This window comes from Halosimplex amylolyticum (assembly GCF_051414035.1).
GTDB classification, from domain to species: Archaea; Halobacteriota; Halobacteria; order Halobacteriales; family Haloarculaceae; genus Halosimplex; species Halosimplex amylolyticum.
This window is the reverse complement of the sequence record NZ_JBLKNW010000001.1, coordinates 1,903,740-1,928,879: the sequence shown is the minus strand read 5'-3', so window position 1 is coordinate 1,928,879 and position 25,140 is coordinate 1,903,740. Positions and strand designations below refer to the sequence as shown.

The following is a 25,140-nucleotide window of genomic DNA, read 5'->3' as shown; positions in this document are numbered from 1 at the left end:
CTGTTCGCGATCTGCGTATCGTGCGGGGCGATAGATGACTGACCGAACGGCACTGGACAGGGCGGTGACACTGGCCGAGATGGCCCCCCATCCGTCGGTGTCGGTCGGCGTCCTCGCCGGCCGGGAGGAGTCGTTCCCGGACGGACGGCTGCACGACCCTCCGGTGACCTATCTCGACGGGACCGAGGCCCCCGCGTACGTGCTGACGAATCGAAAGCGGGGCGTCGGACTCGGGACGAAGCGGAACACGACGTCGCCGGCCGCCGGTCGGGGCACGGTCGTCGTCGTGACCGACAGGCGAACGCTGTGTCTCGTCGGCGGCAAGGCGGACGACACGCTCGTGGAGGTTCCCCACGAGTCCGTAGCCGACGTCTCCTATCGGACGGGACTGCTGGCCAACCGGTTCGTCCTCCGGGCGCCGCACAAGCAGTATCACTGCTGGGCGAGTCGGGGCACCGACGAGTCGCTGCTGGCCGACGCGACCGAGTACGTGGCGCAACGGACCGTCGACTCGCCCGAGGAGGTCGAGGCCGACGACGGCGCGAGCCAGCTGACCTACCGGGGACAGCCGATCAGTCGCGAGAACCATCCCGGAATCCCGGACGAATCACCGGAACAGCGGTCAGAAACGGAGAGCGAGTCTGATGGATCGGGCGACTACGGCGCGTCGGATTCGGAGATCCAGTACAGAGGACTCCCCGTCGACCGCTCGTCAGAGTAATCGGTCGGGCGTCGAAGAAAAACAGACCGTCGGAGTCAATTGGCCGTCGAAAGCCGTGCAGTCGAGAACCGTCCCGTCGTCAGTTCGTCTTCGTCGCGACGGCGTCGTCCTCGGCCATCGCCAGCACGTCGTCGAAGAAGCCCTTCGAGTCGTTGGGGCCGGGGTTGGCCTCGGGGTGGTACTGACGGGTGATGATGTCGAGTTCGTCGTTCTCCAGGCCCTCGGGCGTGTCGTCGTTGACGTTGATCTGGGTCACGTCGAGGTTGTCGCCGGGGTCGGCGACGGTGTAGCCGTGGTTCTGGGTGGTCATGACCACGCGGTCGGTCCGCAGGTCGCGGACGGGCTGGTTGACGCCGCGGTGGCCGAACTCCATTTTCTCGGTCTCGCCGCCGAGCGCGTTGGCGACGACCTGCTGGCCGAGACAGATGCCAGCGATGGGTTTCTCGCCGACGTAGCTGTCGACGAGCTCGTTGGCCTGGTCGAAGTTCTCGGGGTCACCGGGGCCGTTCGAGATGAACAGCACGTCCGGGTCGAGGTCGGCGACCTCCTCTTCCGTGGTGTCGTGGGGCATGAGGTGGACCGTCGCGCCGCGCTCGACGAGCGACGAGATGATCGACCCCTTCGCGCCGCAGTCGATGAGCGCCACGTCGGCGCCGTCGCCGTCCTCGTTGTAGACGACCGTCTCCGGCGTGGTGACCTGGTCGCCGATGTCGACGTGGTCGCTCATGTGCTTGCACTGGTCGAGCTCGTCGAGCGCGTCCTGTTCGGTGACGCCCTCGCCCGCGGCGATGCCGCACTTCATCGCGCCGGAGTCGCGGATCTCGGTGACGAGGTCGCGCGTGTCGAGTTTGTCGACGGCGGGGACGCCCTCCGCTTCCAGCCACTCGGCCACGTCGTCGGTGAGGTCGCGCGCGACGACGCCGCGCGGGTGGACGCGGTCGGACTCGAATCGCTCCTCTCGGACCCCGTAGTTGCCGATCAGGGGGTACGAGAAGGTCAGGATCTGCTCCTCGTAGGACGGGTCGGTGAGGCTCTCCTCGTAACCCGTGTACGCTGTCGTGAAGACCAGTTCACCGCGAGTCGTGCCCGGAGCGCGAGCGCGCGCCTCGACGACGCGTCCTCCCTCCAGTGCCACGTAGGCGTCCGTCATTACGAGATGCGTATACCATCTCCGTGCATAAGCCTTGCTTTCGAAGCCAGGTTACGAATTTCGTAACGGTCAAGTGGGGGCGGGGGGAAGGCACGGGTATTCGATGGACGACCTCGACCGGGAGATCCTGAACATCCTCCGCAGGGACGCGCGGACCCCGTACACGGAGATCGCCGACAGCGTGGGGACCTCCGAGGGGACCGTCCGCAACCGCGTCGAGTCGCTGGTCGACGACGGCGTCATCGAGCGCTTTACCGTGGCGACGCGGACGGGGAACGTCAAAGCGATGATCGAGGTCGGCGTCGACGTGAGCGTCGACACCCACGACATCAGCGAGCGCGTCGCCGAGTGGCAGGAGGTCGACTTCGTCTGGCAGGTCTCCGGCGAGGAGGACATCGTCTTCGTCGTCGACGCCCAGGACACCGAACGGGTCAACGAGATCATCACCCAGACGCGCGAGCTAGAGGAAGTCGTGAGCACGAAGACGAGGTTGATCCTGGACGAGCGAGTCGGGTGACCGACGCGGCGCTTCGCGCCGCGCAACTGCGAGCGGCGGGGCCGCGTCCGCGGCGAACCGACGCGTAGACGCGAACGGCGAAGCCGTGCGCCGCGCGGCGTCGATTTCCGAAGAGAACGAGCAGGCCGTCAGCCCGGGATCGTCCGCTGGGCGAAGTCCCGAACGTCGTGGATCGCGTCGTACATCGGGAGCAGTATCCTGTCGGTGAGATACGTCCGCCGCCCGGGTTCGACGCGGCCGTCGCGGATCGCCGCGACGAGGCTCTCGGGCGTGAGTTCGTCGGCGTCGACGAGCGTGTGCACCCGCCCGAGTTCGAACGGGAAGTGGGCGTCGCTCCCGCCGACGACGGGGATCCCCCGCTCTTCGGCGATCCTGTCGATGTTCGGCTTCCGTTCGGGGTGTTTCCCGTTGATCTCGACGGCGTCGAAGGGGGCGTCGACCTTCATGACGCTGCTGTCGCGGAACGGGTGCGCGATGATGGCCGCACAGCCACGCTCGTGGGCGTCTTCGACGACGTCCGCCGGGTGGGGATTCTCGTCGTGGGTCCGCCTGGGCGGGTCCGGGCCGACGACGAGGACGTGCCCGTGCTGGGTCGTCACTTCGATGCCCGGGACGAACACCGGATCGCCGTTGCTGTACGGGACGCTGTAGTCGTGATTGGTGAGCGCGAGTCCGTCGAGCCCCCTGTTGCGGGCCGTCGCGGCCATCAGCTTCGCTCCGTACGGGTCGAACGCCGTCGGAGCCCCACGCGGGTTGTGGAAGGGCCGCGTGTGCAGGTGGAGGTCGACTGCGTACACGTGTTAGCAAGGGGCGACACGCGTAAAGACCTGCCGCCCCGTGTGTAGACATGGACCGCGTGATGGTCCGGAACCCGACGAGCGGCGACGGGACGGACACGGAAGACGCGCGCAGGCGTGCGGAACTACTCGGTATCGAGGTGCTGGATAGCTCCCAGCCCGGCGACGCCGTGTCACTCGCGCGCTCGGCCGCCGGAGAGGCGGACCAGATCCTCGCCTGCGGCGGCGACGGGACGGTGAACGAGGTGGTCCGCGGCGTCGCGGCCGCGGACGCGCTGGGTGAGGTCGAACTCGGTGTCGTGCCCGCCGGCACGGGCAACAACTTCGCGCTGAACCTCGGCGTGGAAACCGTCGAGCAGGCGTTGGACGTCGCAGAAGGGGGCGACCTCCGGCGACTCGACGTCGGCGTCGCGGACGGCGACGTCTTCGTCAACTCCTGCATGGGCGGCCTGATCGCGGAAGCCAGCGAGGACACCTCCGACGAGACGAAAGCCCGTATCGGCTCGCTCGCCTACGCGCTCCAGACGCTCGCGGACGCGCGGAACTACCAGGGCACGTCACTGGACGTCCGGGTCGGCGCGTCCCACGACCCGGCGTGGACCGGCGAGGCGGTCGTGTTGCTCGTCGGCAACGGGCGCCGGTTCCTCGCCGAGGGTCGCGGCCAGGCGAACCTCGAAGACGGGAAACTCGAAGTCGTCATCGTCGAGGAGGCGCCGGCCATCGACTACCTCGCCGAGGGCGCGCTCGACCGGCTACTCCACCGGACTTCGTCGCACGTCACGCGGCTCACGACCACCGAGCTCGCCGTGTCGACGCTCGACCGGCCGATGGAGTTCAGCTTCGACGGGGAGATCGAGGAGCGGTCGGAACTCGACGCGACGGTCCGAGACGGCGCGATGCGGTTTCGCGTCGGCGAGGCGTACGAGCCGAGCCCGCCCGCCTGGCCGAACGAGTGAGCGCGTCCACCCCCGGCGCCGTTACCGTGACTGGTCAGCGACGGGCGCGTCGAGTAGGCCTCCCTCGTCGATAGCGCTGACCGATAGCAGCGCCGAGCGGGCGTTCGCTGCGACCCGGTCGTCGGTGTCGGCCGTCGCGTCCAGGACGTCGTCGACGCGGAGAGCCACCGACAGGGGAGACGACCGGGCCAGCCGTGCGAGCGCGAGCGCGGCGGCAGCGCGCACGTCCTCGTCCGGGTTCGAGAGGAGGGATGTGAGCGTGTCGCGAACGGGATGCACCGACGCCGGACGCGTCCGCGCGACGCCGGCGACCGCTTCGACCGCGTTTTCGCGGAGTTTGTCGTCCGCGCCGTCGAGGTGCGGGGTGACGGCGCCGAGCGACGGCTCGACCGCTTCGGGGTACGCTTCTGCGAGCGTCGCGAGGACCGACGTCGCGTTCACCCGTTCCGCGCGCGAGCCCTCGCGCTGGGTCGACAGGACGTCGTCGAGGTGACGTGCGACGAGGTCCGGTCGTTCGTCCGCGACCGCCGTGAGGACGCCCAGTGCGTTCGCTCGGACCGAATCGACGGGGTCGTCGAGCCGGGCAGCGACCGTCTCGACGGACGCGCCGACACGGCGGGGCGCGACGTCCGCCAGTTTCCAGAGGGCGAGCGCGGCGTTCGCCCGAACGTCCCCGTCGTCGTCGCGAAGTCTCTCGACGAACGGGTCCGGATCCGGGTCCGGTCCGGAGTCCCCGAACGTTCCGGGAACGCCGTCTGCGACCCGCGCCAGTGCCAGCGTCGCGCTACTCCGGACGGCGTCGTCCTCGTCGTCGAGACGGTCGCGGAGGTCGGTTCGGGCCGATCGAAGCCCGTCGGGGTCCGTGTCGGCGAGCGTCGCGCACGCCCTCGCCGCCCCTCGGCGGACTTCGACGTCTTCGTCGCGGAGCAGCGCGGTGATCTCGTCCAGTAGCCCGACCACCGCGTCCGGATTCGCCTTCGCGATCCGTGAGAGCGCTCTCAGGGTCGCCGAGCGAACGGCGGCCGTCTCGTCTTCGAGGGGCGGTCCGAGCAGGTCGACCAGCGTCGCGGCCGTCTCCGGACGGGCACCGCTGACGACGCCGAGTCCGGCGACCGCCTTCGAGCGGACGGGAGTCGAGCCGTCCAGACCGCGGAGCAGCCGTTCCGTGACGCCGCGTTCGGGTTCGGGGAGGGAGGACAGGACCTCCGCGTGCCGGTCGTCCCCCGACTCCCGGACGGGCGCTCCCGCGGCGCTCTCTCCCTCCGTGGGGCGGTCGGTGTTGGCGGCGTCCGCGGTGGCGACGAGCGACATGGCGTACAGGAGGTTGCCGCGCTGGGTCGGCGAGACGGTCGCGGCGGCGCGGCTGATCTCTTCGAGGTGGTCGGTCAGCAGGGCTGGGGAGTCCCGAGCGATCCGCGTCACTAGCGGCGGGGCGTGGGTCGCTTCGTCGAACTCCTCGGAAGCGAGCGCCTCGATGCCGACGGACGCGGCTCGCTCGGCGTCGACGTACTCGTAGGCGTCGAAGAGCGCCGCGATCGACCGACGACGGACGGTCTGCGACCGGTCCGACTCGGCGCGTTCGAGGACCGTTCGCCCCCACTCGCGCAGCGTCTCCGGGTGGTGTTTGGCGACGTGTCTGACCGCCAGCGCGGCGTCCTCCCGCAGGGTCTGGTTCGGCTCCGACAGCGTCTCGACCAGGAATTCGACCTCGTCCGAGTCGAGTCGCTCCCCGCCGGTCGCCCGGTTTGACAGTCGGTGGACCCGATCCAGACGGTCTCGTTTCCGGTCGGGCACCCAGGAGGTCTCCCCGCGAGTCACCCGCCATCCGAGGAAGACGAGACCGATCAGGAAGAACTCCAGCACCACGTCGCTCGGGACGGTGAGCAGCGCACGCGGGCCGAACAGCCCCACGACGGTGACGGTGATCGTGTAGAGCGACGACAGTTCGAGGTGGACGTGTTCGAGCGCGTACGTGACGCCCCGTGAATCGCCCGCAGCGCCGCGGAGACGCCCCAGGAACCCACCGACGTTCCGGAGGTCCTGTCTGCTCGGGAAGCCGGCGAACGCGAGCGAGAGGCCGAACCAGGTCAGCGCGAGCGCGGCGAGCGTCGACCCGAGACCGAGCCGCGATAGCTGCGCCGATACGTATGCGTCCACCGCGACGAGGGACACCTCCGTGGTGCCCGGGCCGACGGTGTCGAGGAGTCTCCCGGCGAGCGTGAGGCTGGCCAGCGACGCCGCGGTGTTGGTCGCGATCGGCGCGACGCCGATCAGTACCCGCTTCCACGTCGACTCCGCCGGAGCGTGTTCGACGTACCCGCCACCGCTCCGGTCTCTCGTGAAGTCCGCCGGCCACCGGTAGAGGACGACGGTCTCGACGTCGACCCCGAGCAGCCGACAGACTGCGGCGTGACCGAGTTCGTGGGCAACCACCCCGGGGAGCGTGAGCACGGACAGCAGGTTCGAGAGTACCGTCGCGGTCCGCGCGCTCGCCGAGCGGACCCGCCCGTTCTTCACCGATGCCATACCGAGCGGTGTCACCGCGATACGTCTTAGTATTTCGTCATTACGGCGGGTGGCCAGTCGCGGGAACCGACCAGCGGCGACCCGACGGCGTCGGACCCGAGTGGTCGAAGTCGAAGACTGTTTGAACCCGCTCGCCGATGTAAATCTCATGAGTTCGGAGGATGCGGGGGCTTCCAGCGGTCCCGACGAGGCGCCGGGTTCCGGTGCGGACGACGAGTACCACGAGAACGCGGAGCAGGCAGTGATCGCCGTCGACGAGAACGACGAGGAACAGGGCCTCGTCAACCGACTCGACGCGCACACGGGAGACGGACGACGCCACCGGGCGTTCACGTCCCTGCTGTTCGACGAGGAAGGGCGGATCCTGCTCGCCCAGCGCAGTCCGAAAAAACGGCTCTGGGACACGTACTGGGACGGCACGGTCGCCTCCCATCCGATCCAGGGACAGACCCAGGTCGAGGCGACCCGTCAGCGACTCGAGGAGGAACTCGGCGTCACGCCCGACCAGTACGACGACCTCCGGGTGACCGACCGCTTCGAGTACAAGCGCTACTACATGGACGAGGGCGTCGAACACGAGGTCTGCGCGGTGCTGAAGGCGACGCTGCTCGACACGTCGCTCGATCCCGACACCGACGAAGTGGGCGGGCTGATGTGGGTTCCGTACGAGCGACTCCACGAACACCCGCGGTGGTACCGGCAACTGCGCCTCTGCCCCTGGTTCGAGATCGCGATGCGTCGCGACTTCGAGTAACCGCGCCCACCCCGTTTTCGGGCCAAAACTACATTCGGCGTCGCCGCGCTAGCCAACGTATGGCACGCGTCAACCCGGCGACCGGCGAGCGGCTGGAACCGGTCGCGGCCGACGACCGAGACGACGTGGAGACGGCGCTCGCGACCGCGACGGATGCGTTCGCGTCCTGGCGGCGACGACCGATCGAGGAGCGGACCGAACTCCTTGAACGTGCAGGTGAGGTCCTCCGCGAGAACGTCGACGAGTACGCGGCGCTGATGACGAGGGAGATGGGCAAACCGATCGACAGCGCCAGGGGTGAGGTCGAGAAGTGCGCGTGGGCCTGCGACTACTACGCCGAGCGGGCGCCGGAACACCTGCAGGACCGGCGGATCGGCGGCCAGTCCGGCGCGAAGACGTACGTCGCCCACGAGCCGCTCGGACCGATCCTGGCCGTGATGCCGTGGAACTTCCCGTTCTGGCAGGTGTTCCGGTTCGCCGCGCCGCACCTCACCGCGGGCAACGTCGGCCTGCTGAAACACGCGTCGAACGTCCCCGGCTGCTCCCGCGCTATCGCCGAGGTGTTCGAGCGGGCGGGGTACCCAGAAGGCGTCTTCCAGTCGCTCGTGGTCGATTCGGACGTCGCGAACGAGGTGATCGCCGACGACCGCGTCGCCGCGGTGACGCTGACCGGGAGCGAACGGGCGGGCCGCGCCGTCGCCGAGACGGCCGGTCGCGAACTGAAGAAGTCGGTGCTGGAACTCGGCGGGAGCGACCCGTTCGTGGTCCTCGACGACGCCGACCTGGCGGCGGCGGCCGCGACGGGCTCGCAGGCCCGCTGCATCAACTCGGGGCAGTCCTGCATCGCCGCCAAACGATTCGTCGTCCACTCGGCGGTCGCCGACGAGTTCACCGAACGGCTGGTCGCCGAGATGGACTCGCTGACGGTCGGCGATCCGACCGACGAGGGGACGGACCTCGGGCCGCAGGCCCGCGAGGACCTCCTGGAGGATCTGCACGACCAGGTCGAACGGAGCGTCGACGCCGGCGCGACCGTCCAGTGCGGGGGCGAGGTGCTCGACCGCGAGGGGTACTACTACCCGCCGACGGTCCTCACGGACGTCCCTCGCGACGCGGCCGTCGCGACGGAGGAAGTGTTCGGGCCGGTCGCGGCCGTCTTCGAAGTCGACGACGAGGCGGCGGCGGTCGAACTGGCGAACGACACGAACCTGGGGCTCGGCGCGTCGGTCTGGACCGACGACCTGGACCGCGGGGAGCGGGTCGCCCGCGAGATAGACGCGGGCTGTACCTTCGTGAACGAACTCGTCAAGTCCGACCCGCGGCTCCCGTTCGGCGGCGTCGGGGACTCGGGCTACGGCCGCGAACTCGGCCGGGACGGGATCCGAGAGTTCGTCAACCGCAAGACGGTGTGGGTCCAGTCGGCCGACGAGTGAGCGGCGGGAGTCTCAGTCGTCGGCTTCCAGCCCTGCGCGCTCGTCCGGGTCGTCGGCGTGACTGTCGCCGGCGTGGGCGTCGCCAGCGTCGGCCTCGCCACCGAGGCCGCCGTCGGCGGTAGCGACGGGAAGTGTGACGACGACGGCCGTCCCCTCGTCGGTCGCCGCGAACTCGATGTCCCCGCGGCACTCCTGGACGATCCAGTTGACCAGCCAGAGGCCGACGCCGCTGCCGTGTTCGAGCGCGGTCTCGCGGCCCTCCTCGATGACGACGCGCTCTTGCCGGTCGATCCCCGGCCCGTCGTCTTCGATCCTGACGGCGGTGAACCCGTCGCCGGTCCGCTCGGCAGTGACCTCCACGGTGGGGGCGTCGCCGCCGTGTTCCGCGGCGTTCTCGAGGAGTTCCTCGAAGGCGCGTTCGAGCGATGGGCCGCCGACGACGGTCAGATCGTCGGGGATCTGGACGCGTACCGTCGCGCCGGGGTACCGTTCCTCGACCGATTCCGCCAGACTCGCCAGTCGCACCGCCGCGTCGAACCCGTCGTCGCAGTCGCGGTCGAGCGCCCGGGAGACCTGCCCGATCTTCTCGCTGCGGGCGGAGACGGTGTCGACCGTCCCCTCGATGCGGTCGAGTCGGCGCTCGACGTCCGGGTCGGCCGGTTCCACGTCGCGACGGAGCAACTCGGCGTTGCCGCGGACGACGTTCAGTTCGTTGCGGAGGTTGTGCCGGAGGACGCGGTTGAGGACGTCGAGGCGCTGTTCGTGCTGACGCCGGCCAGTCACGTCGCGGACGCTGACGACGCGACCGGCGACGCCGCCGTAGCTGCGATACAGCGGGGACACGCGGACGTCGTAGTACCGGCGGCCGTCGGGACCGTCGAGCGTGAGCTCGGCCTGGCCACCCTCCAGGGAGCCGATCGCGTCGGCGAGCTTCGCGCCGATGCGCTCCAGCTTCGCGCCGACGACGTCGTCGGGATCGACGTCGAAGAGGCGGGCGGCGGCGGGGTTGACGTCGATGATCCGATCGTCGCCGTCGAGGATGACGATCCGGTCGTCCATCTCGTCGATGACGGCTTCCCGGCCGAGCTGGCGCATCGCCGGCGTGATCGACAGGAGCCGTCCGCGGAAGAGCGCCGCCGTCATGACGAGGCCGGCGAAGACGAAGCCGAGCCCGATCAGGTCGTACTGCTCCGGGACGACTCCGTACATCGAGAGCGCGACGATGCCCACCGGGACGAACACGGAGGCGAGGAGAGCGGTGCCCTGGCTGCGAAAGTACCCGCTCGTCCGGACGGTAACGCGGACGAGTTCGAGCCCGCCGAGGGCGATCAGCAAGTAGGAGTACCCGACGTGGGCCCACATCGCGAGCCCGAACTCGGCGACGAGCACGGAGGCGCTCCCTGGAGTCTCGATCCACCGGTCGGTCCAGACGAGCGCGTGGTCGGCGTTCGTCCAGACGAGGGCGACGAAGACGACCGGTTCGACCAGCAGGACGGCGAGCGTGCGACCGCGGACCGCGCGGTCGCTCTCGGCGTAGGCGAGGACGGTCGCCAGCCACGCCAGCGGGAGCGCCGGCGAGACGGTCGCGGCGACGTTCGACCAGAAGATCTTGCTCGCGAGGGGCGGCGTCGCGAGCGACAGCCCCTGCGCGAGAGCGAGGACGCTCGCGGCGATCATGAACACGCCGAGCGACTTCGCCCCCGGCGTGTCGCGGAACGCCCACACGAACGCGGCCACGCCGCTGCCCACGATCGCTCCGAGCAGCACGATCGGCGTGAGTAGCGGCGTCGCCATCGATACGGCGAGTGATTCTCCGGACCGCGAAATAAGTGTAGGTGGCCAGATATCAGAATTGGATCGAAAGCGAACGCGGCCGCTGACTGCTCCGTCGTCGCGCTCGCGTTATCAGGAGCGCCGATTGGCGACCGCGGTCCAGGCGCCGATCGCACCCAGGAACAGCGCGGGCACGAACGGCAGGACGAGGTAGGCGTCGCGCCACCCGAGCGGGAGCGATTCGAGGACGGTATCGGCCGCCGGGAGCGCGACGATGGTCACCGGGATCACGATCAGCGTGACGACGAGCGCGAGGACCAGCCCCCACCCCCGGAGGCCGAACTCCTTGTCGGACGGGTCGGGGACGTCGTACCCCGCCGTGTCCGGGTTCGCGGCGCCGTCGGTCTCGTGAGTGTCACTCATCGAGTTCACTGTCGGGGACGACGACGACTTTTCCGAACCCCTCGCGGTCTTCCAGGAGTTCGTGCGCGCGGGCGGTCTCGCTCATCGGGAGTCGGTCGCGGACGCGCACCTCGAAGGTGCCGTCCCACACCTTCGCCAGGACGTCGTCGACCTCCCCGGGGGTCGCCATCGTCGACCCCAGGATCGAGAGCTGGTTCCAGAACACGCGGTTGATGTTCGTCTCCGGCGTGGCGCCCGCTGTCGCGCCGCAGGTCACGAGGCGGCCGCCCTTTGCGAGGCTCTTGAGAGAGTCGTCCCAGGTCTCGCCGCCGACGTGGTCGACGACGACGTCGACGCCGCGGCCGTCTGTCAGCTCGTACAGCTCGGACGCGAAGTCGGTCTCCTCGTAGTTGACGACGTGGTCGGCGCCGATCTCGCGGGCGTACTCGAGCTTCTCGTCGGTGCTCGCGGTGGCGAACACCTCGGCACCCGCGAAGTCGGCGATCTGGACGGCGGCGTGACCCACGCCGCCGGACGCGCCGAGGACGAGGACGGACTCGCCGGCGCGGAGTTCGGCGCGGGTCATCAGCATGCGCCAGGCGGTCTGGAAGACCAGCGGGGCGGCCGCGGCAGTCTCCCAGTCGACGCCCACGGGGACGGCGACGAGGTTGTCCTCCGGGACGGCGGCGTACTCGGCGTGTACGCCGGGGACGTGCTCGCCGATGAGGTGGTAGTTCACGCACTGTGACTCCTCGCCGTCGCGGCAGAACTCGCACTCGCCGCAGCTGACGCCGGCCGTGAGCGCGACGCGGTCGCCCGGTTCGAAGCGCGTGACGCCGTCGCCCACCGACTCGACGACCCCGGCCATGTCGCTCCCGGGAACGTGGGGCATCTCGAGGTCGATTCCCGGAAGCCCGCGCCGCGTCCACACGTCGAGGTGGTTCAGCGCGCCCGCCTTCACGTCGACGAGCACCTCGCCGCGCCCCGCGGAGGGGTCGGGGCGTTGGGCGTACTCGATCACGTCGCGGTCGCCGTGGTCCGCGAACTGGACTGCGTGCATACGCCCATACACTCGCGCAGCGGGCAAAACTGTGGCGACCGGACGCTCGTCGGTTCACCCCTCCCGCTCCGCCCGACGCCGTCCGGGCATGCTGGGCTTTTTGGTCCGCTGTCGGGTATCGATCCCATGGTCGATTTCCAGTCCCGCGACACCAGCAGGGGGTACGGTGACGACGAGGACGACGAAGACGACGAGGCGGAGTCGACGCCGGACGAATCCGCCGGGGAGACCGACGAGCAGGAAGGGGACGCCGCCGGATCACAGGAGTCGACGGCCGACTCGGGGGGCGATTCCGTCTCGGCCGAATCGCCGACGGACCCGGAGTCGGGGGGCTCCGGTTCGGCATCATCGAGTTCGGACCCGCTGGCACCGTCGGGATCGGACGGCGACACGCCAGACGCCGATCCGCTCGCGGAATCCGCGGACAGCGATCCCGAGCCATCGGGCGAAGCCGGCGATCACGCCGAACCGACGAATGCGGAATCCATCGAGACTGGTGACGAGAGCCACGGAGACGGGGGCGCCCAGGGGCAGAACGAACGACAGCGTCCCGACGATGAGCGCGGGCACGACGACCATCGTCACGGCGAAGACCACGGTGACAGTCGCGATCAAGGCGACGGTCGCGATCACGACAGTCACGGCGGAGACAGCGGTCACGACCACGGCGACCACCGCCACGGCGACGGTCACGCACACGCAGGAGGACACGACCACGGACACACGCACGCGGCGGACGTCGACCTGCTCGGCGTCGCGGTGGTGACCGTCTCGTCCACGCGCACGGCCGACGACGACCCGAGCGGCGACGTGATCGCGGAGGTCGTCGAGGCGGCGGACCACGAGGTCGTCACCAGGGAGATCCTCCGGGACGACCTCGACGGCGTCCAGACCTCCCTGCTGCGCCTGACCGGCCGGGACGACGTGGACGTGGTCGTCACGACCGGCGGGACCGGCGTCACGCCCGACGACGTGACCGTCGAGGCCGCCCGGCCGCTGTTCGACCGCGAACTCCCCGGCTTCGGCGAACTGTTTCGGATCCTCTCCTACGAGGAGATCGGAACCCGGGCGATGGCCTCCCGGGCGACGGCGGGGATGGTCGAGGGCGTCGCCGTGTTCTGTCTCCCCGGCAGCGAGGCCGCCGTCAGACTCGGCACCGAGGAACTCGTCGTCAAAGAGATGGGGCACCTCGTCTCGCTCGCGCGCCGCGACGACTGACCGCTGGCGTCGTGCGGTCTCTCGGTCAGAACCGCGCGTACATGATCGACTGCGCGGTGACCGCGACCGCGGTGATCGGCGACAGCAAGACGGCGAGGCCGCCGAAGAGAAACGTCCGTCCGCTCGCGGTCAGCCGGAGCACCTCCGCGGGACCGACGTAGAAGATCGCGCCGACGACCGCGATGCTCGGGCACGCTCGCCAGCGCGCGCCACTGCTACCGTTCACTCTACAGACTGTACTGAGCATCCGCCGAGCGAAGCGAGGCTTCGAATGCGAGCGGGGAACGCAGTGACCCGCGATCGAGCGGAGCGCGCGAGGATACCGGTCCGGAGAAACGTGGTGGGGGAATCATTAAGTCGGTTCTGACTGAACGTTCAGTCAATGACTTCAGACGCTGTGGAACGGCTCGTATCGGATCTCACGCTCGAAGAGAAGGTACAGCTCACGCACGGCGCGGCGGACACCGACGGGACGTCGACTGGCTTCGTGCCCGGGGTCGAGCGGCTCGGGGTCCCCGGCGTCCGATTCACCGACGGACCGCTCGGCGTCCGGACGGACGAACCGGCGACGGCGTTCCCGGCGTCGATGGCCCTCGCCGCGAGCTTCGACCCCGACCTCGCCCGCGAGTTCGGCGAAGCACTGGGTCGCGAGGCGAAAGCCCGCGACCAGGACGTCCTGCTCGGTCCCGGACTCAACCTCGTCCGGGTGCCCCACTGCGGCCGGAACTTCGAGTACTTCTCCGAAGACCCGGTCGTGACCGGGCGGTTCGCGGCGGGCGTCGTCGAGGGGATCGAGTCCGAAGACGTGGTGGCGACGCCGAAGCACTTCGTCGCGAACAACCAGGAGACCGCCCGGGCATCGGTCAGCGCCGAAGTCGACGAGCGCGTGCTGCGGGAGCTGTACCTGCCGGGCTTTCGCGACGCCGTCGACGCGGGGGCGGGCGCGGTGATGTCGTCGTACAATCGCGTCAACGGGACCTACATGAGCGAACACGAGCGCCTCCTGGGAGCGGTGCTCAAAGACGAGTGGGGGTTCGACGGGATGGTCATGTCGGACTGGTTCGGCACCGAGAGCGTGGTGGACGCCGCCAGCGGCGGACTGGACCTGCAGATGCCGGGCATCTCCGCCGAGGACCTGTTCGAGTCGATGGGGATGCCCGCCGACGAGTTCGACCCCGGCGGCTTCGACTACGCCGACGGGATGCCCGACCCCCGGACGGGCGGCCTCTTCCGGGAGCGACTCGCCGACGCCGTCGAGGCCGGCGAGGTGCCCGAATCGCGCCTCGACGACATGGTCGCGCGGTATCTGACGCAACTCGAACGGCACGGCCTGCTCGGCGAGCGCGGTGCCAGCGGAGCCAACGGCGAAGGCGGAGGCGACGGTCGCGAGGGCGCCATCGACACGCCGGAACACCGGGATCTGGCCGAACGTATCGCCGTCCGCGGGACGGTGCTGCTAGAGAACGACGGCGTCCTGCCGCTCGCAGACGACGCGGACGTCGCAGTGATCGGGCCGAACGTCGAGGAGGCGATCCTGGGCGGCGGCGGTTCCTCGGAGACGACGCCGTTCACCGAGACCAGCCCGGTCGAGGGGGTCGAGGCCCGCGCCGGAGGCGACGTCTCGGTCGCTCGCGGTATCCCGCGGATCGAGGACGTGTCGCTGTTCGACGGGTTCGGCCCCGACGACGCGGATGACGAGGACGATTCCCCGGACGTGTCAATCGACGATGCGGTCGCGGCCGCCGAGGACGTGGACGTGGCGGTCGTGTTCGTCCGCGATCAGGCGACGGAAGCGGCCGACCGCGAGACGCTCGCGCTCCCCGGCGAGCAGGACGAACTCGTCGAGGCGGTCGCGGCCGCGAACGACCGGACGGTCGTCGTCCTCAACACGAGCGGCCCGGTCGAGATGCCCTGGCGCGAGGACCTGGCGGCGGTGCTCGCGAGCTGGTACCCCGGGCAGGCCCACGGCGACGCCGCCGCGACGGTCCTCTACGGCGATAGCGACCCCGGTGGGCGACTCCCGGTGACGTTCGCGCCCGAGGGCGAGTACCCCGCGAACACGGAACGGCGGTTCCCCGGCGTCGACGGCGAGGTCCACTACGAGGAAGGGCTGCTCGTCGGCTATCGCCACTTCGACGCGACCGACGCCGATGCCACCTATCCGTTCGGACACGGCCGCTCCTACGCAACGTTCGAGTACAGCGACGCGGAGGCGGTGGACGACGCCACCGTCGAAGTCACCGTCGAGAACACCGGTGACCGGGCAGGCCGGGAAGTCGTCCAGGCCTATGTCGACTCGCCGGACGCGACCGACGAATTGGAGCGACCCCCGCGGGAACTCGGCGGTTTCGTCGCGCTCTCGCTCGACCCAGGTGAGTCCCGCCGCGTCGCCGTCGACCTCGACGAACGGGCGTTCGGCCGATACGACGAGAGTGACGGCTGGACCGTGGACGCCGGCGAGCACGTCGTCTCTCTCGGGCGTTCCGCACGGGACCTGCGGCTCGACGTATCCATCGACCGCTAACGCTCCCCGCGCCACTCGGCCTCGAACCGCTCGACGAACGCCTCGAGGAACGCCGCCCGGTCGGCGGCGAGTTCGCGACCGGCTTCCGTCTCCATCGCGTCGGGCAGGCGCAGCAGTTTCTCACGGGCGTGCTGGATCACGGTGTTGTCCCGGTCGCTCCGGTCGTAGACCTCGCGCACATCGCGGTCCGGATCGTACATCCCCTGGCCGTGGTGGGCGCCGAAGGTGAACGCCCGGCCGATACCGACGGCGCCGAGCGCGTCGAGGTTGTCGGCGTCCCGGAGGACTCGCTCCTCCGCGGTCGGCACGTGGTCGAGGTCGGTCGTCTCGGCGAAGTCGTACTCCTCGTGGTGGGCGACGCAGTGACAGACCGCGTCGCGCCCGTCCGCAGGGAAGTCGGCCGCGGCCAGTATCTCCCGGACCTCGGGGACGGTCTCGCGCGGATGCGTGAACCCGTCGCCGCGCAGCCTGTGCAGGTCGTGGACCAGCGCCGCGGCACCGACGACGTCGAAGTTCGCGTTCTCGTGCTCGGCCAGGCGACGGCCCAGCCGATAGACGCGCCAGGCGTGAGCGATGTCGTGGCCGGTATTGTCGCCGTCGAAGTGCTCGCGGACCACGTCGGCGATTCGCTCGTGGACCGGCGGCACGTCGTCCGCTCGCATGGGAAAGCAGGCACACCCGGCGAGCAAAAACGTGCTGGTGCCCCGGCAGGGGCGATAGTTTGGAGGCGGTGGTTCGGGGACAGCGGTCCGGTGGCAGCGGTTCGATGACCCTGGCCCGGCGACATCGGTCCGGAGACGGTTCGGCCTGTCGGCCGCACGACGCTTTATCACGGCTCCGGGCGAACGAGACGACATGGTGACGCAACTGCGCGACGGCATCTGGTGGATCGGCCTGCGTGGCGTCAACGCCTACCTCGTCGACGACGGCGGCGATCTGACACTGGTCGACGCGGGGATGCCGTGGCAGGGGGGCGACGTGGTCGACGCCATCGTCGAGGCCGGCTTCGTCCTCGGCGATCTAGACAGGGTCCTGATCACCCACTACGACGTCGACCACGTCGGCGGCCTCTCCCGCCTGGACGGTCTCGACATCACGATCTACGCGGGACGGCGCGACGCGCCGCTGGTCACTGGTCGGGGGGCGCCGCCGTTCTCGATCCCGAAGGGCGCCTTTCAGCGGTTACTCGGCCCGCTGTACTCTCCGCCGAACAACGAAGTCGTCCCGCTCGCCGACGGCGACGAGATCGGTTCGTTCACCGTCTACGAGACGCCGGGGCACACACGCGGTCACGTCGCGTACGTGAGCGAGGCCCTGGGCGTCGCGCTCCTTGGCGATCTCGTCCGCGAGTCCGACGGCCACCTCGAATCCATGCCCTGGATCGTGACCGACGATACCGAACAGGTCCGCGAGAGCGTCCGTCGTCTCGCCGTCGACGCGCCCGAGTTCGACGTGGCCGCCGTCGGCCACGGCGTTCCGTTCGAGCAGGGCGGACGGGAACGGTTCGACGAACTCGCGGCACGCTTCGGCTACGACCGCGAACCCGCGCGGATTCACCGCTAACGAGCGCCCGCCGATGGCGACCGAGTGAGGGTCACATATAGTCGCCGTCGATCGAGTCGTCGCTGCCGACGTTGCTCTCGGCGCCGCGGTCGTTGGAGGCGTGGCCCGGCGAGTGCTGGGCGGACCCGCCCGTGAAATCGGCGTCTCCGCCGCCACCGCCCCCGGTGTAGTTCCCGTTCTGGAAGTCCGTTGCGGTGACCGACGACGGGCGGGAATCGCTGCTGCGGGTCACCTCGGGGCGTTCGGGCGGTTCCGAAGCCGCGTACGCCGCCACCAGGTCGCCGTCGGTCACGACCGCCGAGCGGGGGAGCGGTTCGCCGTTCGGCCAGCGTCGCCAGGCGACGCGTTCCCGCTGGAGCGCCGTCCGGACCGCCTCGTCGTCGGCCGCCTCGACCCGCTCGTGCGGGCCCGGGATTCGCCCGTCGAGGGCGCGCTCCACTCCGTCGGTGTCGCCGACGTGGTGGAGCCTGACCGTCGGCTTTCCCGAACGGATGAGGTCGTAACTCCCGGCCCCCAGCAGTCGGTCGAGCCGCCCGTCGCGACGGAAGACGAGGTCGACCTCCTCGTACGCGACTGTCTTCGGGCCGCGGAGGAGGCCGCTGAATCCGCCGGGATCGTACTCCAACCGGTCGCGGAAGACCCGTACCTCGGACCGGACCCCCGGGACGGCCCCGGCGAACCGCTCGCTCGGGATCGGATCGGTCATCGTGACAACTATTCGACGGTCGGGTATACGTTTTCGGGGACGGGTCGGCCGACGGCGACCCGGATTCGGTGTCCCGGGCGTGACCCGCCGGTAACGGCCTCATCTGCGGTTTCCTGCTGGAGCCGTCGGCGTCGCTGGCGTGTTCGTTGCGAGTGAGTCGGTCGAGCGTACGCGGTCGGGGTGGTCGCCGCGGTCAGTCCGGGTGTTAGTCGTCCGCGTCGTGCTCGGTCGTCAGTTCCTCGGCGACGGTCTCGGCGTCGAACAGCGCGGGATCCATCCCGAGGACCTGCTGGCCGCTGACGAACTCCGGGAGGGAGTCGTTCGTGTAGGTGACGACCCGGACGTCGGGGTTGAGGTCTCTGGCGACGACGATGGAGGTCGCCTGGCCGACGTCGGTGAGGACGTATACGTCGGCGTCGACGACGCCTGCCTCTTCGAGCGCCGGCCGGTTGACGACGCCGTCGACGACGGCCACCGTCGCTCCCCGGTCGCGCAACTCGTCGGCCAGGCCTTCCGTGTCGCTCCCTGCGAAAACTGCTTTCATACCGGCACCGATGGCGCCCGGGGGCTTGTGTCTCACGTTTCGGACGGCAGAACGGGGCGGCTCGAAAGCGGGCGCTTCGACTCCGCTATTCGTACTCGATAGTCGCCGGCGGCTTGTGGGTCACGTCGTACAGGACCCGCGCGACGTTCTCGTTCTCGCCGGTGATGCGCGACTGGATGCGCTGGAGGGTGTCCCAGTCGACGTCTTGCGCGCGGGCAGTCATGCCGTCGCGGCTCTCCACGGAGCGGACGGCGACGACCCAGCCGTGGACGCGGTTGTCGCCCTTGACGCCCGTCGCCTTGCCGAGTACGGCCGCGAGCGCCTGCCACGGGTCGTGGTCTTCGAGTTCCTCCTCGACGACGTGGTTGGCCTCGCGGGCGACTTCGAGTTTCTCCTCGGTGACCTCGCCGATGATGCGGACGGCGAGGCCGGGGCCGGGGAACGGCATCCGCTCGGAGATGATCTCCTCCAGGTCGAGTTCGCGGGCGACCTCGCGAACCTCGTCCTTGTAGAGGTCGCGCATCGGTTCGACGATACCCTCGAAGTCGATGCGCTCGGGAAGACCGCCGACGTTGTGGTGGGACTTGATCGTCCCCTCGCTCTCGATGCGGTCGGGGTAGATGGTCCCCTGGACGAGGTAGTCCGCCTCGACTTCGCGGGCGACCTCCTCGAACTCCCGGATGAACTGCTCGCCGATGATGTGCCGTTTCTCCTCGGGGTCCGTCTCGCCTTCGAGCGCGTCGACGAAGCGGTCCTGCGCCTCGACGATGCGGAGCGAGTCCATGTAGTCGAAGGTCTCGCGGATCTGGTCGGTCTCGCCCTTGCGCATGAGGCCGGTGTCGACGTAGACGGCGGTGAGCTGGTCGCCGATCGCCTCGTAGGCCAGCGCGGCCGCCGTCGAGGAGTCGACGCCGCCCGAGAGGCCGATGACGGCGTTGGCGTCGCCCACTTCGTTAGCGATCTCCTCGATCTTCTCGTCGATGAAGGAGTCGACGTCGACCATCAGGCCTCCACCTCCTCGGAGTCGCGGACGTCGTCAGTTGTCTGCTCGCCCTCGCCCACCTGGTCCTGCAGGTCGAGCGCGGCGCCGAGCAGCCCGACGAACGGCGGGCTGGCCCGACCGGGGCGCGACCGGAACTCGGGGTGGAACTGCGTCCCGAAGAAGTAGGGGTGCTCCGGGAGTTCGAGGATCTCCATCCGGCGGCCGGACTTGCCCGAGAAGCGCAGGCCGGCGGCCTCGATGTCGTCGATGTACTCGGGATTCACCTCGTAGCGGTGGCGGTGGCGCTCGGTGCAGGTGTCGTCGCCGTACACCTCGTAAGCGACAGTGCCCTCGTCGATCTCGGTGACGTGCGCCCCGAGGCGCATCGTCCCGCCCATGTCGTCGACGCCTTCCTGTTCGGGGAGGATGTCGATGACCGGATGTGGCGTCTCCTCGTCGAGTTCCGCGGAGTGAGCGCCAGCCAGCCCGAGGACGTTGCGGGCGTACTCGACGACCGCGAGCTGGAAGCCGAGACAGAGGCCGAGGTAGGGCACGCCGTTCTCGCGGGCGTAGCGGATGGCCTCCATCTTGCCCTCGGTGCCCCGGGAGCCGAAGCCGCCGGGGACGACGACCGCGTCCATGCCGTCGAGCTGACCGTCGTGGCCGTCGGCGAGCTTCTCGGCGTGGATCCACTCTGTGTTCACGTTGACGTTGTGGGCGAGCCCGGCGTGTTTCAGCGACTCGTAGATAGAGAGGTAGGCGTCTTCGAGGCCGTACTTGCCCACGAGGGCGACGTCGACGGAGCCGGTCTGTTCCTGCGTGACCAGATCGCGCCACTCGTTGTGACGGTCGCTCTCGGGCAGGGCGCGGTCGGAGAGGTCGAGTCGGTCCATGACGTACTCGTCGAGGCCTTCGTCCTCGACGACGAGCGGGACCTGGTAGATGTCCGCGACGTCCGGGTTCGAGAAGACGGCGTCGGTCGGCACGTCGCAAAACAGCGCGATCTTCTCCTTGGTCTGCGGGTCGAGCGGATCGTCGGCGCGGCCGACGAGAATGTCCGGCTGGAGGCCGATCGAGCGCAGTTCCTTGACGCTGTGCTGGGTCGGTTTGGTCTTCTGCTCGCCGTTTTTCGAGTAGGGGACGAGCGTGACGTGGACGAAGAGGATGTCCTCTTCGTCCTCCTCGTGAGCGAACTGGCGGAGCGCTTCGAGATAGGGCATGCCCTCGATGTCACCCACCGTTCCGCCGACCTCGATGAGGCAGACGTCGCTCCCTTCGGCGACCTCGCGGATGCGCCGCTTGATGTCGTTGGTGACGTGCGGGATGACCTGGACGGTCTTCCCGAGGTAGTCGCCGGCGCGCTCTTTCTCGATGACGGACTGGTAGACCTTGCCCGTGGTCACGTTGTGCTTCGAGGTCATGTCGATGTCGAGGAACCGCTCGTAGTTCCCCAGGTCGAGGTCGACCTCGCCGCCGTCCTTGAGGACGTACACTTCCCCGTGCTGGAAGGGGTTCATCGTGCCCGCGTCGACGTTGAGGTACGGGTCCACCTTGACGGCGGTCACGTCGAACCCGGCGTTCGATAGTAGTCGGCCAGTACTCGCGGCGGTGATGCCCTTGCCCAGGCCGGACATCACGCCCCCTGTGACGAAAACGAACTTGTTCCCCAGAGTTTCGTCGTACTCTGTCTCTGGCTCCGTCGGCATACTGACCGTCGGCGGTGCCCGCCCAAAACCGTTTCGGGAGACACCGCAGATCTGCCCAGTTGTGAACGGTTGACGCCCGCGCCGACGATTCCACAAACTGCTCCCGCGCCCGCGGCGCTCGCACCGACCCTCACAGTTCGTCGGCGAGAAAATCCGCGACGACCGACCCGACCGTTTCGGACTGACCGACGAAGTGGTGGTCCGTGGCCAACTTGGTCACCGCGAAGCCGCGCTCCTCGGCGCGGGCGACGACCGGTCGCGAGTCGACCGTGTCGTCGCGCTCTCCGTAGACGACCTGACAGGGGGAGTCGATCTCCTCGACGGCCGCGGCGGCGTCGATATCCTCGCCGATCCGCGGCGCGGGAGCCAGCGCGGAGACGGCCGCGAGATCCGACTCGGCGGCTGCGGCGACGAGGGCGAGACAGCCGCCGAAGCTGTAGCCGAACAGGCCGACGGCGTGGTATCGCTCGCGGGCCCACTCCAGACTGTTGCGCGCGTCCCGCAACTCGCCGGGCCCCTCGTCCCAGGGGCCGTAGTCGAACCGGAGGCAACCGATCCCGCGCTCGGTCAGCGCGTCGGCGACTGCCGTCAGGCGACGGTCCGAACGCGAGCCGCCCAGTTGTGGATGAGGCGGGCACGCGACGACGCAGGCCTGCGAGTCGGCGCTCGCGGACTCCTGGTCGGGTGCGTCGAGCGACCCGCGCACGTCGCGGGCGCCCGGGATCACGACCGCTTCGCTCATGACCCAACGGAGGCGCGTCACTCCCTCAAAGCTATCGTCGGGCTATCGTCAGACAGTCGCTGGACAATCGTCGAACGATTGCGGGGATGTTCCGGACCGTCGTGCGAACATCCCCGCGATCAGTCGCCGCCGCGGGCTCGCGGTGCGGTTTCGACGCCGGTGATCTCGAAGCGGGCGCCGCCGCTCTCGCTCTCGGTCACGCCGACCTCCCAGCCGTGGGCCTCGACGATCCGTTCGACGATCGCGAGGCCGAACCCGGTGTTGTCCGGTGAAGTCGAGAACCCGGACTCGAACACGCGGTCGGCGACGTCCCCCGAGATGCCGGGGCCGTCGTCGGCGACGTAGAATCCGTCCGCCAGGTCGCCGACGGTGATCGTCACGTCGGCGCCGCCGTGTTCCAGCGCGTTCCGGAACAGGTTCTCCAGCAGTTGCGGGAACCGGTCCCTGTCGGCGACGATGGTCTGCTCGGTCTCGACGGCGAGCCGGTCGCCGCCGCCGGACTCGACGTTCCCCCAGCTCTCGGTCGCGATCCGCCCCAGGTCCACTGGCTCGGGCTCGGAGATCGTCTCACCCTGCCGGGACAGCGCCAGGAGGTCCTCGATCAGGTTCTCCATGCGTTCGACGGACCGGCGACAGCGCTCGAAGTGCTCGCGTTCGCCCGTGTCCTCGGCCATCTCGATCGCGCCGTTCAGGACTGTCAGCGGGTTCCGGAGGTCGTGCGAGACGACGCTGGTGAACTCCTCCAGCCGTTCGTTCTTTCGTTCGAGCGCGTCCCGTTGCTGTCTGAGTTCGGACTCTTGGTCGGCGCGTTCGAACGCCGCGTTCGCCGCGGTCGCCAGGATGCGCCCGAGGAAGACGTCCGTCTCGTCGAACGTGGCGGGCTCGGTCGACCCGGCCGACAGCGTTCCGAACTCACCGATCGGGAATATCAGGAGGCTCTGCAGCGGTGTGTCGGCGTCGATGGCGCTTTCGTACCGGCTGATGTCGTCGAAGACCCGGGGCTCGCCGGACTCGAACACGTCCCAGTTGAAACTCCCCGACTCCGGCGTGAACGTCGGGCGCTCGTCGAACACCTCGTCGACCTGGTCGCTGGACGCGACGGGGACGAGCCCGCGTTCGTCCGCGTCGTACGAGCGCACCATCACGAGCGGGAAGCCGAGGATGTCCTCGGCCTCCTCGACGACGAGGTCGGCGATCGCCTGGCGGCCCTCGGTCTGCATGAGGTCCAGCGTCACGTTCTGGAGTCGTTCGAGGCGCTGTTCGCGCTCCCGGCGGCGCCGCGCCTGCTCCACCCGGTCCAGCGCCGTCTTGAGCGTCGTCGACAGGATCTCCACCAGCGTCTCGTCCGTCTCGGTGATCGCGTCCACCTCGTCCGACGAGACGATGAACACGCCGTGGTCGTCCATCGGGTAGAGGATGACGCTCCGGGCCGGCGTGTCCTCGGACAGTCCTTCGTATTCGGACACGTCGTCGATGCGGAGGGGCTCGCCGCTCTCGAAGACGTCCCAGACGAGGGCGGCTCGCGTCCCCGCAGGCGCGTCCCGCGGATAGGTCGGGATCTCGTCGAACACGTCGCGGACCGAGTCGACGACGGCGGCCGGCCGGAGGTGGTCGCCGGCGTCGTCGACGAGGTGGACGGAGCTCAGTCGGGCGTCGATGACCTCGTCGGCCGCGTCGGTCGCGACGCGGGCGGTCTCCACCTTCGTCCGCGTGTGCATCAGCGCACGCGTCCGCTCCTGGAGGTGATTCAGCTTCAGTTCGCGCGCCTTCTGGGCGGTGACGTCGCGATACACCCAGAGGTGACCGTCGCCGTCAGCGAGTTCGATCGGCCGGTAGCTCCGGGCGACGGTCCGGCCGTCCAGGAGCGACAGCGCCTCGTCCCGGACGCGCTCGCGCTCGGCGACGAGTTCGTTGATACGGTCGACGAACCCGTCCGGGTCCACGAACGACTCGGCGACTGCCTCGGCCAGCCGCTCGCAGTCCGACCCGACGATGTCCGCCGGCGTCCCCGACAGCTCGAACAGCTCGAACAGCTGTGCGTTCGCCGTCAGGACGTTCCGCGACTCGTCTTCGGCGAGGACGCCGACGGGGAGCGTGTCGAACAGCGTCGAGAGCAGCGCGTTCGTGCGTTCGAGTTCCCGCTCGCGCTCCCTGCGCTCGGTCACGTCGAAGGAGATCCCCAGGACGGCGTCCGTCTCGGTGTCTGCGAAGTCATACGGGAGCAGTTGCGGTTCGAAGACGCGCGTCTCACCAGTGGAGTCCGTCATCTGGGCCTCGTGGAGCCGTTTGGGGGCGTCGGATTCGATCACCTCGGCGACGGCCGCATTGAACGGTTCAGCGATGTCGGGGTCCATAATGTCCGCGGCCGTCGCGCCTTCGAGGTCCCCGACGGACGTGTCGTAGAAGGCCGCGAGGGACTCGTTCGCGAGCAGGACGGTTCCGTCCTCGTCGACCACGTAGAGGTGCTCGGGGAGCGAGTCGACGATCTCGCGGAGGCGATTCTCGCTCCGCTCGGCTAGCCGGCGCGTCCGGTAGTGCTCGACGGCGTTTGCGATGCGGTTGGCCAGCACCGTGTACTGGTCCGTTCCGCCCTCCTTCTGGAGGTAGTCCGTCACGCCGGCGGAGATCGCGTCGCTGGCGACCGCCTCCGATCCCTTCCCGGTGAACAGGACGAACGGCAGGTCGGGGTACTCCGCTCGCACCGCTTCGAGGAACTCGATCCCGTTCCGGCCCGGCATGTCGTAGTCCGACACCACGCAGTCGAACGTCCCGGACGCGAGTCTGTCCAGCCCGTCGCTCGCGTCGCTCGCCGTGTCGACGGTGAAGCGGTCGTCCTCGCGTTCGAGGAACGTCGCGGTCAGGTCCGCGACGTCCGGGTCGTCGTCGACGTGGAGAACTCGGATGTCGTCCGTGGCCGCCGAACTCATTGACTCGAATGTTCGGGAGACCGGCAATAACGGTTTGGGCGCGAGTCTCGGTCGTGAGACCGGCGTCGCCGCCACTTCAGTACCCGCCGGCGTTCATGCGGCCGGAACCGCTAGCGTGGTGCCCAGCCGTCGACTTCCG

22 protein-coding genes are annotated in these 25,140 nt (G+C 69.3%); 8 read left to right on the top strand and 14 right to left on the bottom strand.

The features are described 5' to 3' along the window. Positions 1-34 precede the first annotated feature (34 nt). Positions 35-721, top strand: a complete 687-nt coding sequence (locus ACMGFE_RS09175; protein ID WP_436924850.1) for a hypothetical protein — start codon at positions 35-37, stop codon at positions 719-721. Between the two features lie 79 nt (positions 722-800). On the opposite strand, the gene carA is transcribed toward ACMGFE_RS09175, so the two are convergent. Further along, entirely contained in the window at positions 801-1,871 is a 1,071-nt protein-coding gene (gene carA, locus ACMGFE_RS09170) for a glutamine-hydrolyzing carbamoyl-phosphate synthase small subunit (protein ID WP_436924849.1), read from the bottom strand. Positions 1,872-1,974: 103 nt separating this feature from the next. Between carA and ACMGFE_RS09165 the strand changes: the two genes are divergently transcribed. Next, the gene (locus ACMGFE_RS09165) at positions 1,975-2,388 is read left to right on the top strand and encodes an Lrp/AsnC family transcriptional regulator (RefSeq protein ID WP_436924848.1); all 414 of its coding nucleotides are present in this window, start codon (positions 1,975-1,977) and stop codon (positions 2,386-2,388) included. 128 nt (positions 2,389-2,516) lie between these two features. Here the strand turns inward: ACMGFE_RS09165 and ACMGFE_RS09160 are convergent, their stop codons facing one another. Next, positions 2,517-3,185, bottom strand: coding sequence for a CehA/McbA family metallohydrolase (locus ACMGFE_RS09160; protein WP_436924847.1), 669 nt, complete (start codon positions 3,183-3,185; stop codon positions 2,517-2,519). A gap of 50 nt (positions 3,186-3,235) precedes the next feature. On the opposite strand from ACMGFE_RS09160, the gene ACMGFE_RS09155 reads away from it, so the two are divergent. Next, positions 3,236-4,141: a diacylglycerol/lipid kinase family protein gene (locus ACMGFE_RS09155; RefSeq protein WP_436924846.1), complete on the top strand. Its 906-nt coding sequence runs from the start codon at positions 3,236-3,238 to the stop codon at positions 4,139-4,141. 21 nt (positions 4,142-4,162) lie between these two features. On the opposite strand, the gene ACMGFE_RS09150 is transcribed toward ACMGFE_RS09155, so the two are convergent. After that, positions 4,163-6,667, bottom strand: a complete 2,505-nt coding sequence (locus ACMGFE_RS09150; RefSeq protein ID WP_436924845.1) for a hypothetical protein — start codon at positions 6,665-6,667, stop codon at positions 4,163-4,165. Between the two features lie 148 nt (positions 6,668-6,815). Between ACMGFE_RS09150 and ACMGFE_RS09145 the strand changes: the two genes are divergently transcribed. Together ACMGFE_RS09145 and ACMGFE_RS09140 are read left to right on the top strand one after the other, a co-directional pair. Beyond that, on the top strand, positions 6,816-7,421 hold the full coding sequence (locus ACMGFE_RS09145) for an NUDIX hydrolase (RefSeq protein WP_436924844.1): 606 nt from the start codon (positions 6,816-6,818) through the stop codon (positions 7,419-7,421). Positions 7,422-7,480: 59 nt separating this feature from the next. Further along, on the top strand, positions 7,481-8,854 hold the full coding sequence (locus tag ACMGFE_RS09140) for an NAD-dependent succinate-semialdehyde dehydrogenase (RefSeq protein WP_436924843.1): 1,374 nt from the start codon (positions 7,481-7,483) through the stop codon (positions 8,852-8,854). 12 nt (positions 8,855-8,866) lie between these two features. Here ACMGFE_RS09140 and ACMGFE_RS09135 read toward each other — a convergent pair whose 3' ends face one another. From ACMGFE_RS09135 to ACMGFE_RS09125, 3 genes are all read right to left on the bottom strand, one after another. Then, on the bottom strand, positions 8,867-10,648 hold the full coding sequence (locus ACMGFE_RS09135) for a sensor histidine kinase (RefSeq protein WP_436924842.1): 1,782 nt from the start codon (positions 10,646-10,648) through the stop codon (positions 8,867-8,869). Positions 10,649-10,759: 111 nt separating this feature from the next. Next, the gene (locus ACMGFE_RS09130; RefSeq protein ID WP_436924841.1) at positions 10,760-11,050 is read right to left on the bottom strand and encodes a DUF7977 family protein; all 291 of its coding nucleotides are present in this window, start codon (positions 11,048-11,050) and stop codon (positions 10,760-10,762) included. Beyond that, positions 11,043-12,089 carry a zinc-binding dehydrogenase gene (locus tag ACMGFE_RS09125; RefSeq protein ID WP_436924840.1) on the bottom strand — a complete coding sequence of 349 codons (1,047 nt, stop codon included), beginning with the start codon at positions 12,087-12,089 and terminating at the stop codon, positions 11,043-11,045. The genes ACMGFE_RS09130 and ACMGFE_RS09125 overlap by 8 nt, the downstream gene beginning before the upstream one ends. A 486-nt stretch (positions 12,090-12,575) precedes the next feature. Here ACMGFE_RS09125 and ACMGFE_RS09120 point away from each other — a divergent pair, with 486 nt between their 5' ends. Then, positions 12,576-13,307 carry a MogA/MoaB family molybdenum cofactor biosynthesis protein gene (locus ACMGFE_RS09120; protein WP_436925168.1) on the top strand — a complete coding sequence of 244 codons (732 nt, stop codon included), beginning with the start codon at positions 12,576-12,578 and terminating at the stop codon, positions 13,305-13,307. A 25-nt stretch (positions 13,308-13,332) separates the two neighbouring features. Here the strand turns inward: ACMGFE_RS09120 and ACMGFE_RS09115 are convergent, their stop codons facing one another. Further along, positions 13,333-13,533 carry a hypothetical protein gene (locus ACMGFE_RS09115; protein ID WP_436924839.1) on the bottom strand — a complete coding sequence of 67 codons (201 nt, stop codon included), beginning with the start codon at positions 13,531-13,533 and terminating at the stop codon, positions 13,333-13,335. A gap of 156 nt (positions 13,534-13,689) precedes the next feature. On the opposite strand from ACMGFE_RS09115, the gene ACMGFE_RS09110 reads away from it, so the two are divergent. Then, positions 13,690-15,831: a beta-glucosidase gene (locus tag ACMGFE_RS09110; protein ID WP_436924838.1), complete on the top strand. Its 2,142-nt coding sequence runs from the start codon at positions 13,690-13,692 to the stop codon at positions 15,829-15,831. Here the strand turns inward: ACMGFE_RS09110 and ACMGFE_RS09105 are convergent. Further along, positions 15,828-16,493, bottom strand: a complete 666-nt coding sequence (locus ACMGFE_RS09105; protein ID WP_436924837.1) for an HD domain-containing protein — start codon at positions 16,491-16,493, stop codon at positions 15,828-15,830. The two genes, ACMGFE_RS09110 and ACMGFE_RS09105, sit on opposite strands and share 4 nt — an antisense overlap. Before the next feature lie 193 nt (positions 16,494-16,686). Between ACMGFE_RS09105 and ACMGFE_RS09100 the strand changes: the two genes are divergently transcribed. Then, positions 16,687-17,394 carry an MBL fold metallo-hydrolase gene (locus ACMGFE_RS09100; RefSeq protein ID WP_436924836.1) on the top strand — a complete coding sequence of 236 codons (708 nt, stop codon included), beginning with the start codon at positions 16,687-16,689 and terminating at the stop codon, positions 17,392-17,394. A gap of 31 nt (positions 17,395-17,425) precedes the next feature. On the opposite strand, the gene ACMGFE_RS09095 is transcribed toward ACMGFE_RS09100, so the two are convergent. From ACMGFE_RS09095 to ACMGFE_RS09070, 6 genes are all read right to left on the bottom strand, one after another. Then, entirely contained in the window at positions 17,426-18,100 is a 675-nt protein-coding gene (locus tag ACMGFE_RS09095) for a hypothetical protein (protein ID WP_436924835.1), read from the bottom strand. Between the two features lie 205 nt (positions 18,101-18,305). Then, positions 18,306-18,644, bottom strand: coding sequence for a DUF7126 family protein (locus ACMGFE_RS09090; protein WP_436924834.1), 339 nt, complete (start codon positions 18,642-18,644; stop codon positions 18,306-18,308). Between the two features lie 85 nt (positions 18,645-18,729). Beyond that, positions 18,730-19,647: a glutamine-hydrolyzing GMP synthase gene (guaA, locus tag ACMGFE_RS09085; protein ID WP_436924833.1), complete on the bottom strand. Its 918-nt coding sequence runs from the start codon at positions 19,645-19,647 to the stop codon at positions 18,730-18,732. Continuing rightward, the gene (gene pyrG, locus ACMGFE_RS09080; RefSeq protein WP_436924832.1) at positions 19,647-21,332 is read right to left on the bottom strand and encodes a CTP synthase; all 1,686 of its coding nucleotides are present in this window, start codon (positions 21,330-21,332) and stop codon (positions 19,647-19,649) included. The genes guaA and pyrG overlap by 1 nt, the downstream gene beginning before the upstream one ends. A 130-nt stretch (positions 21,333-21,462) precedes the next feature. Beyond that, a complete protein-coding gene (locus tag ACMGFE_RS09075) occupies positions 21,463-22,074 on the bottom strand; it encodes a dienelactone hydrolase family protein (protein WP_436924831.1) in 612 nt (203 codons plus the stop codon). 119 nt (positions 22,075-22,193) lie between these two features. Continuing rightward, entirely contained in the window at positions 22,194-25,001 is a 2,808-nt protein-coding gene (locus ACMGFE_RS09070) for a hybrid sensor histidine kinase/response regulator (RefSeq protein WP_436924830.1), read from the bottom strand. Positions 25,002-25,140 lie beyond the last annotated feature (139 nt).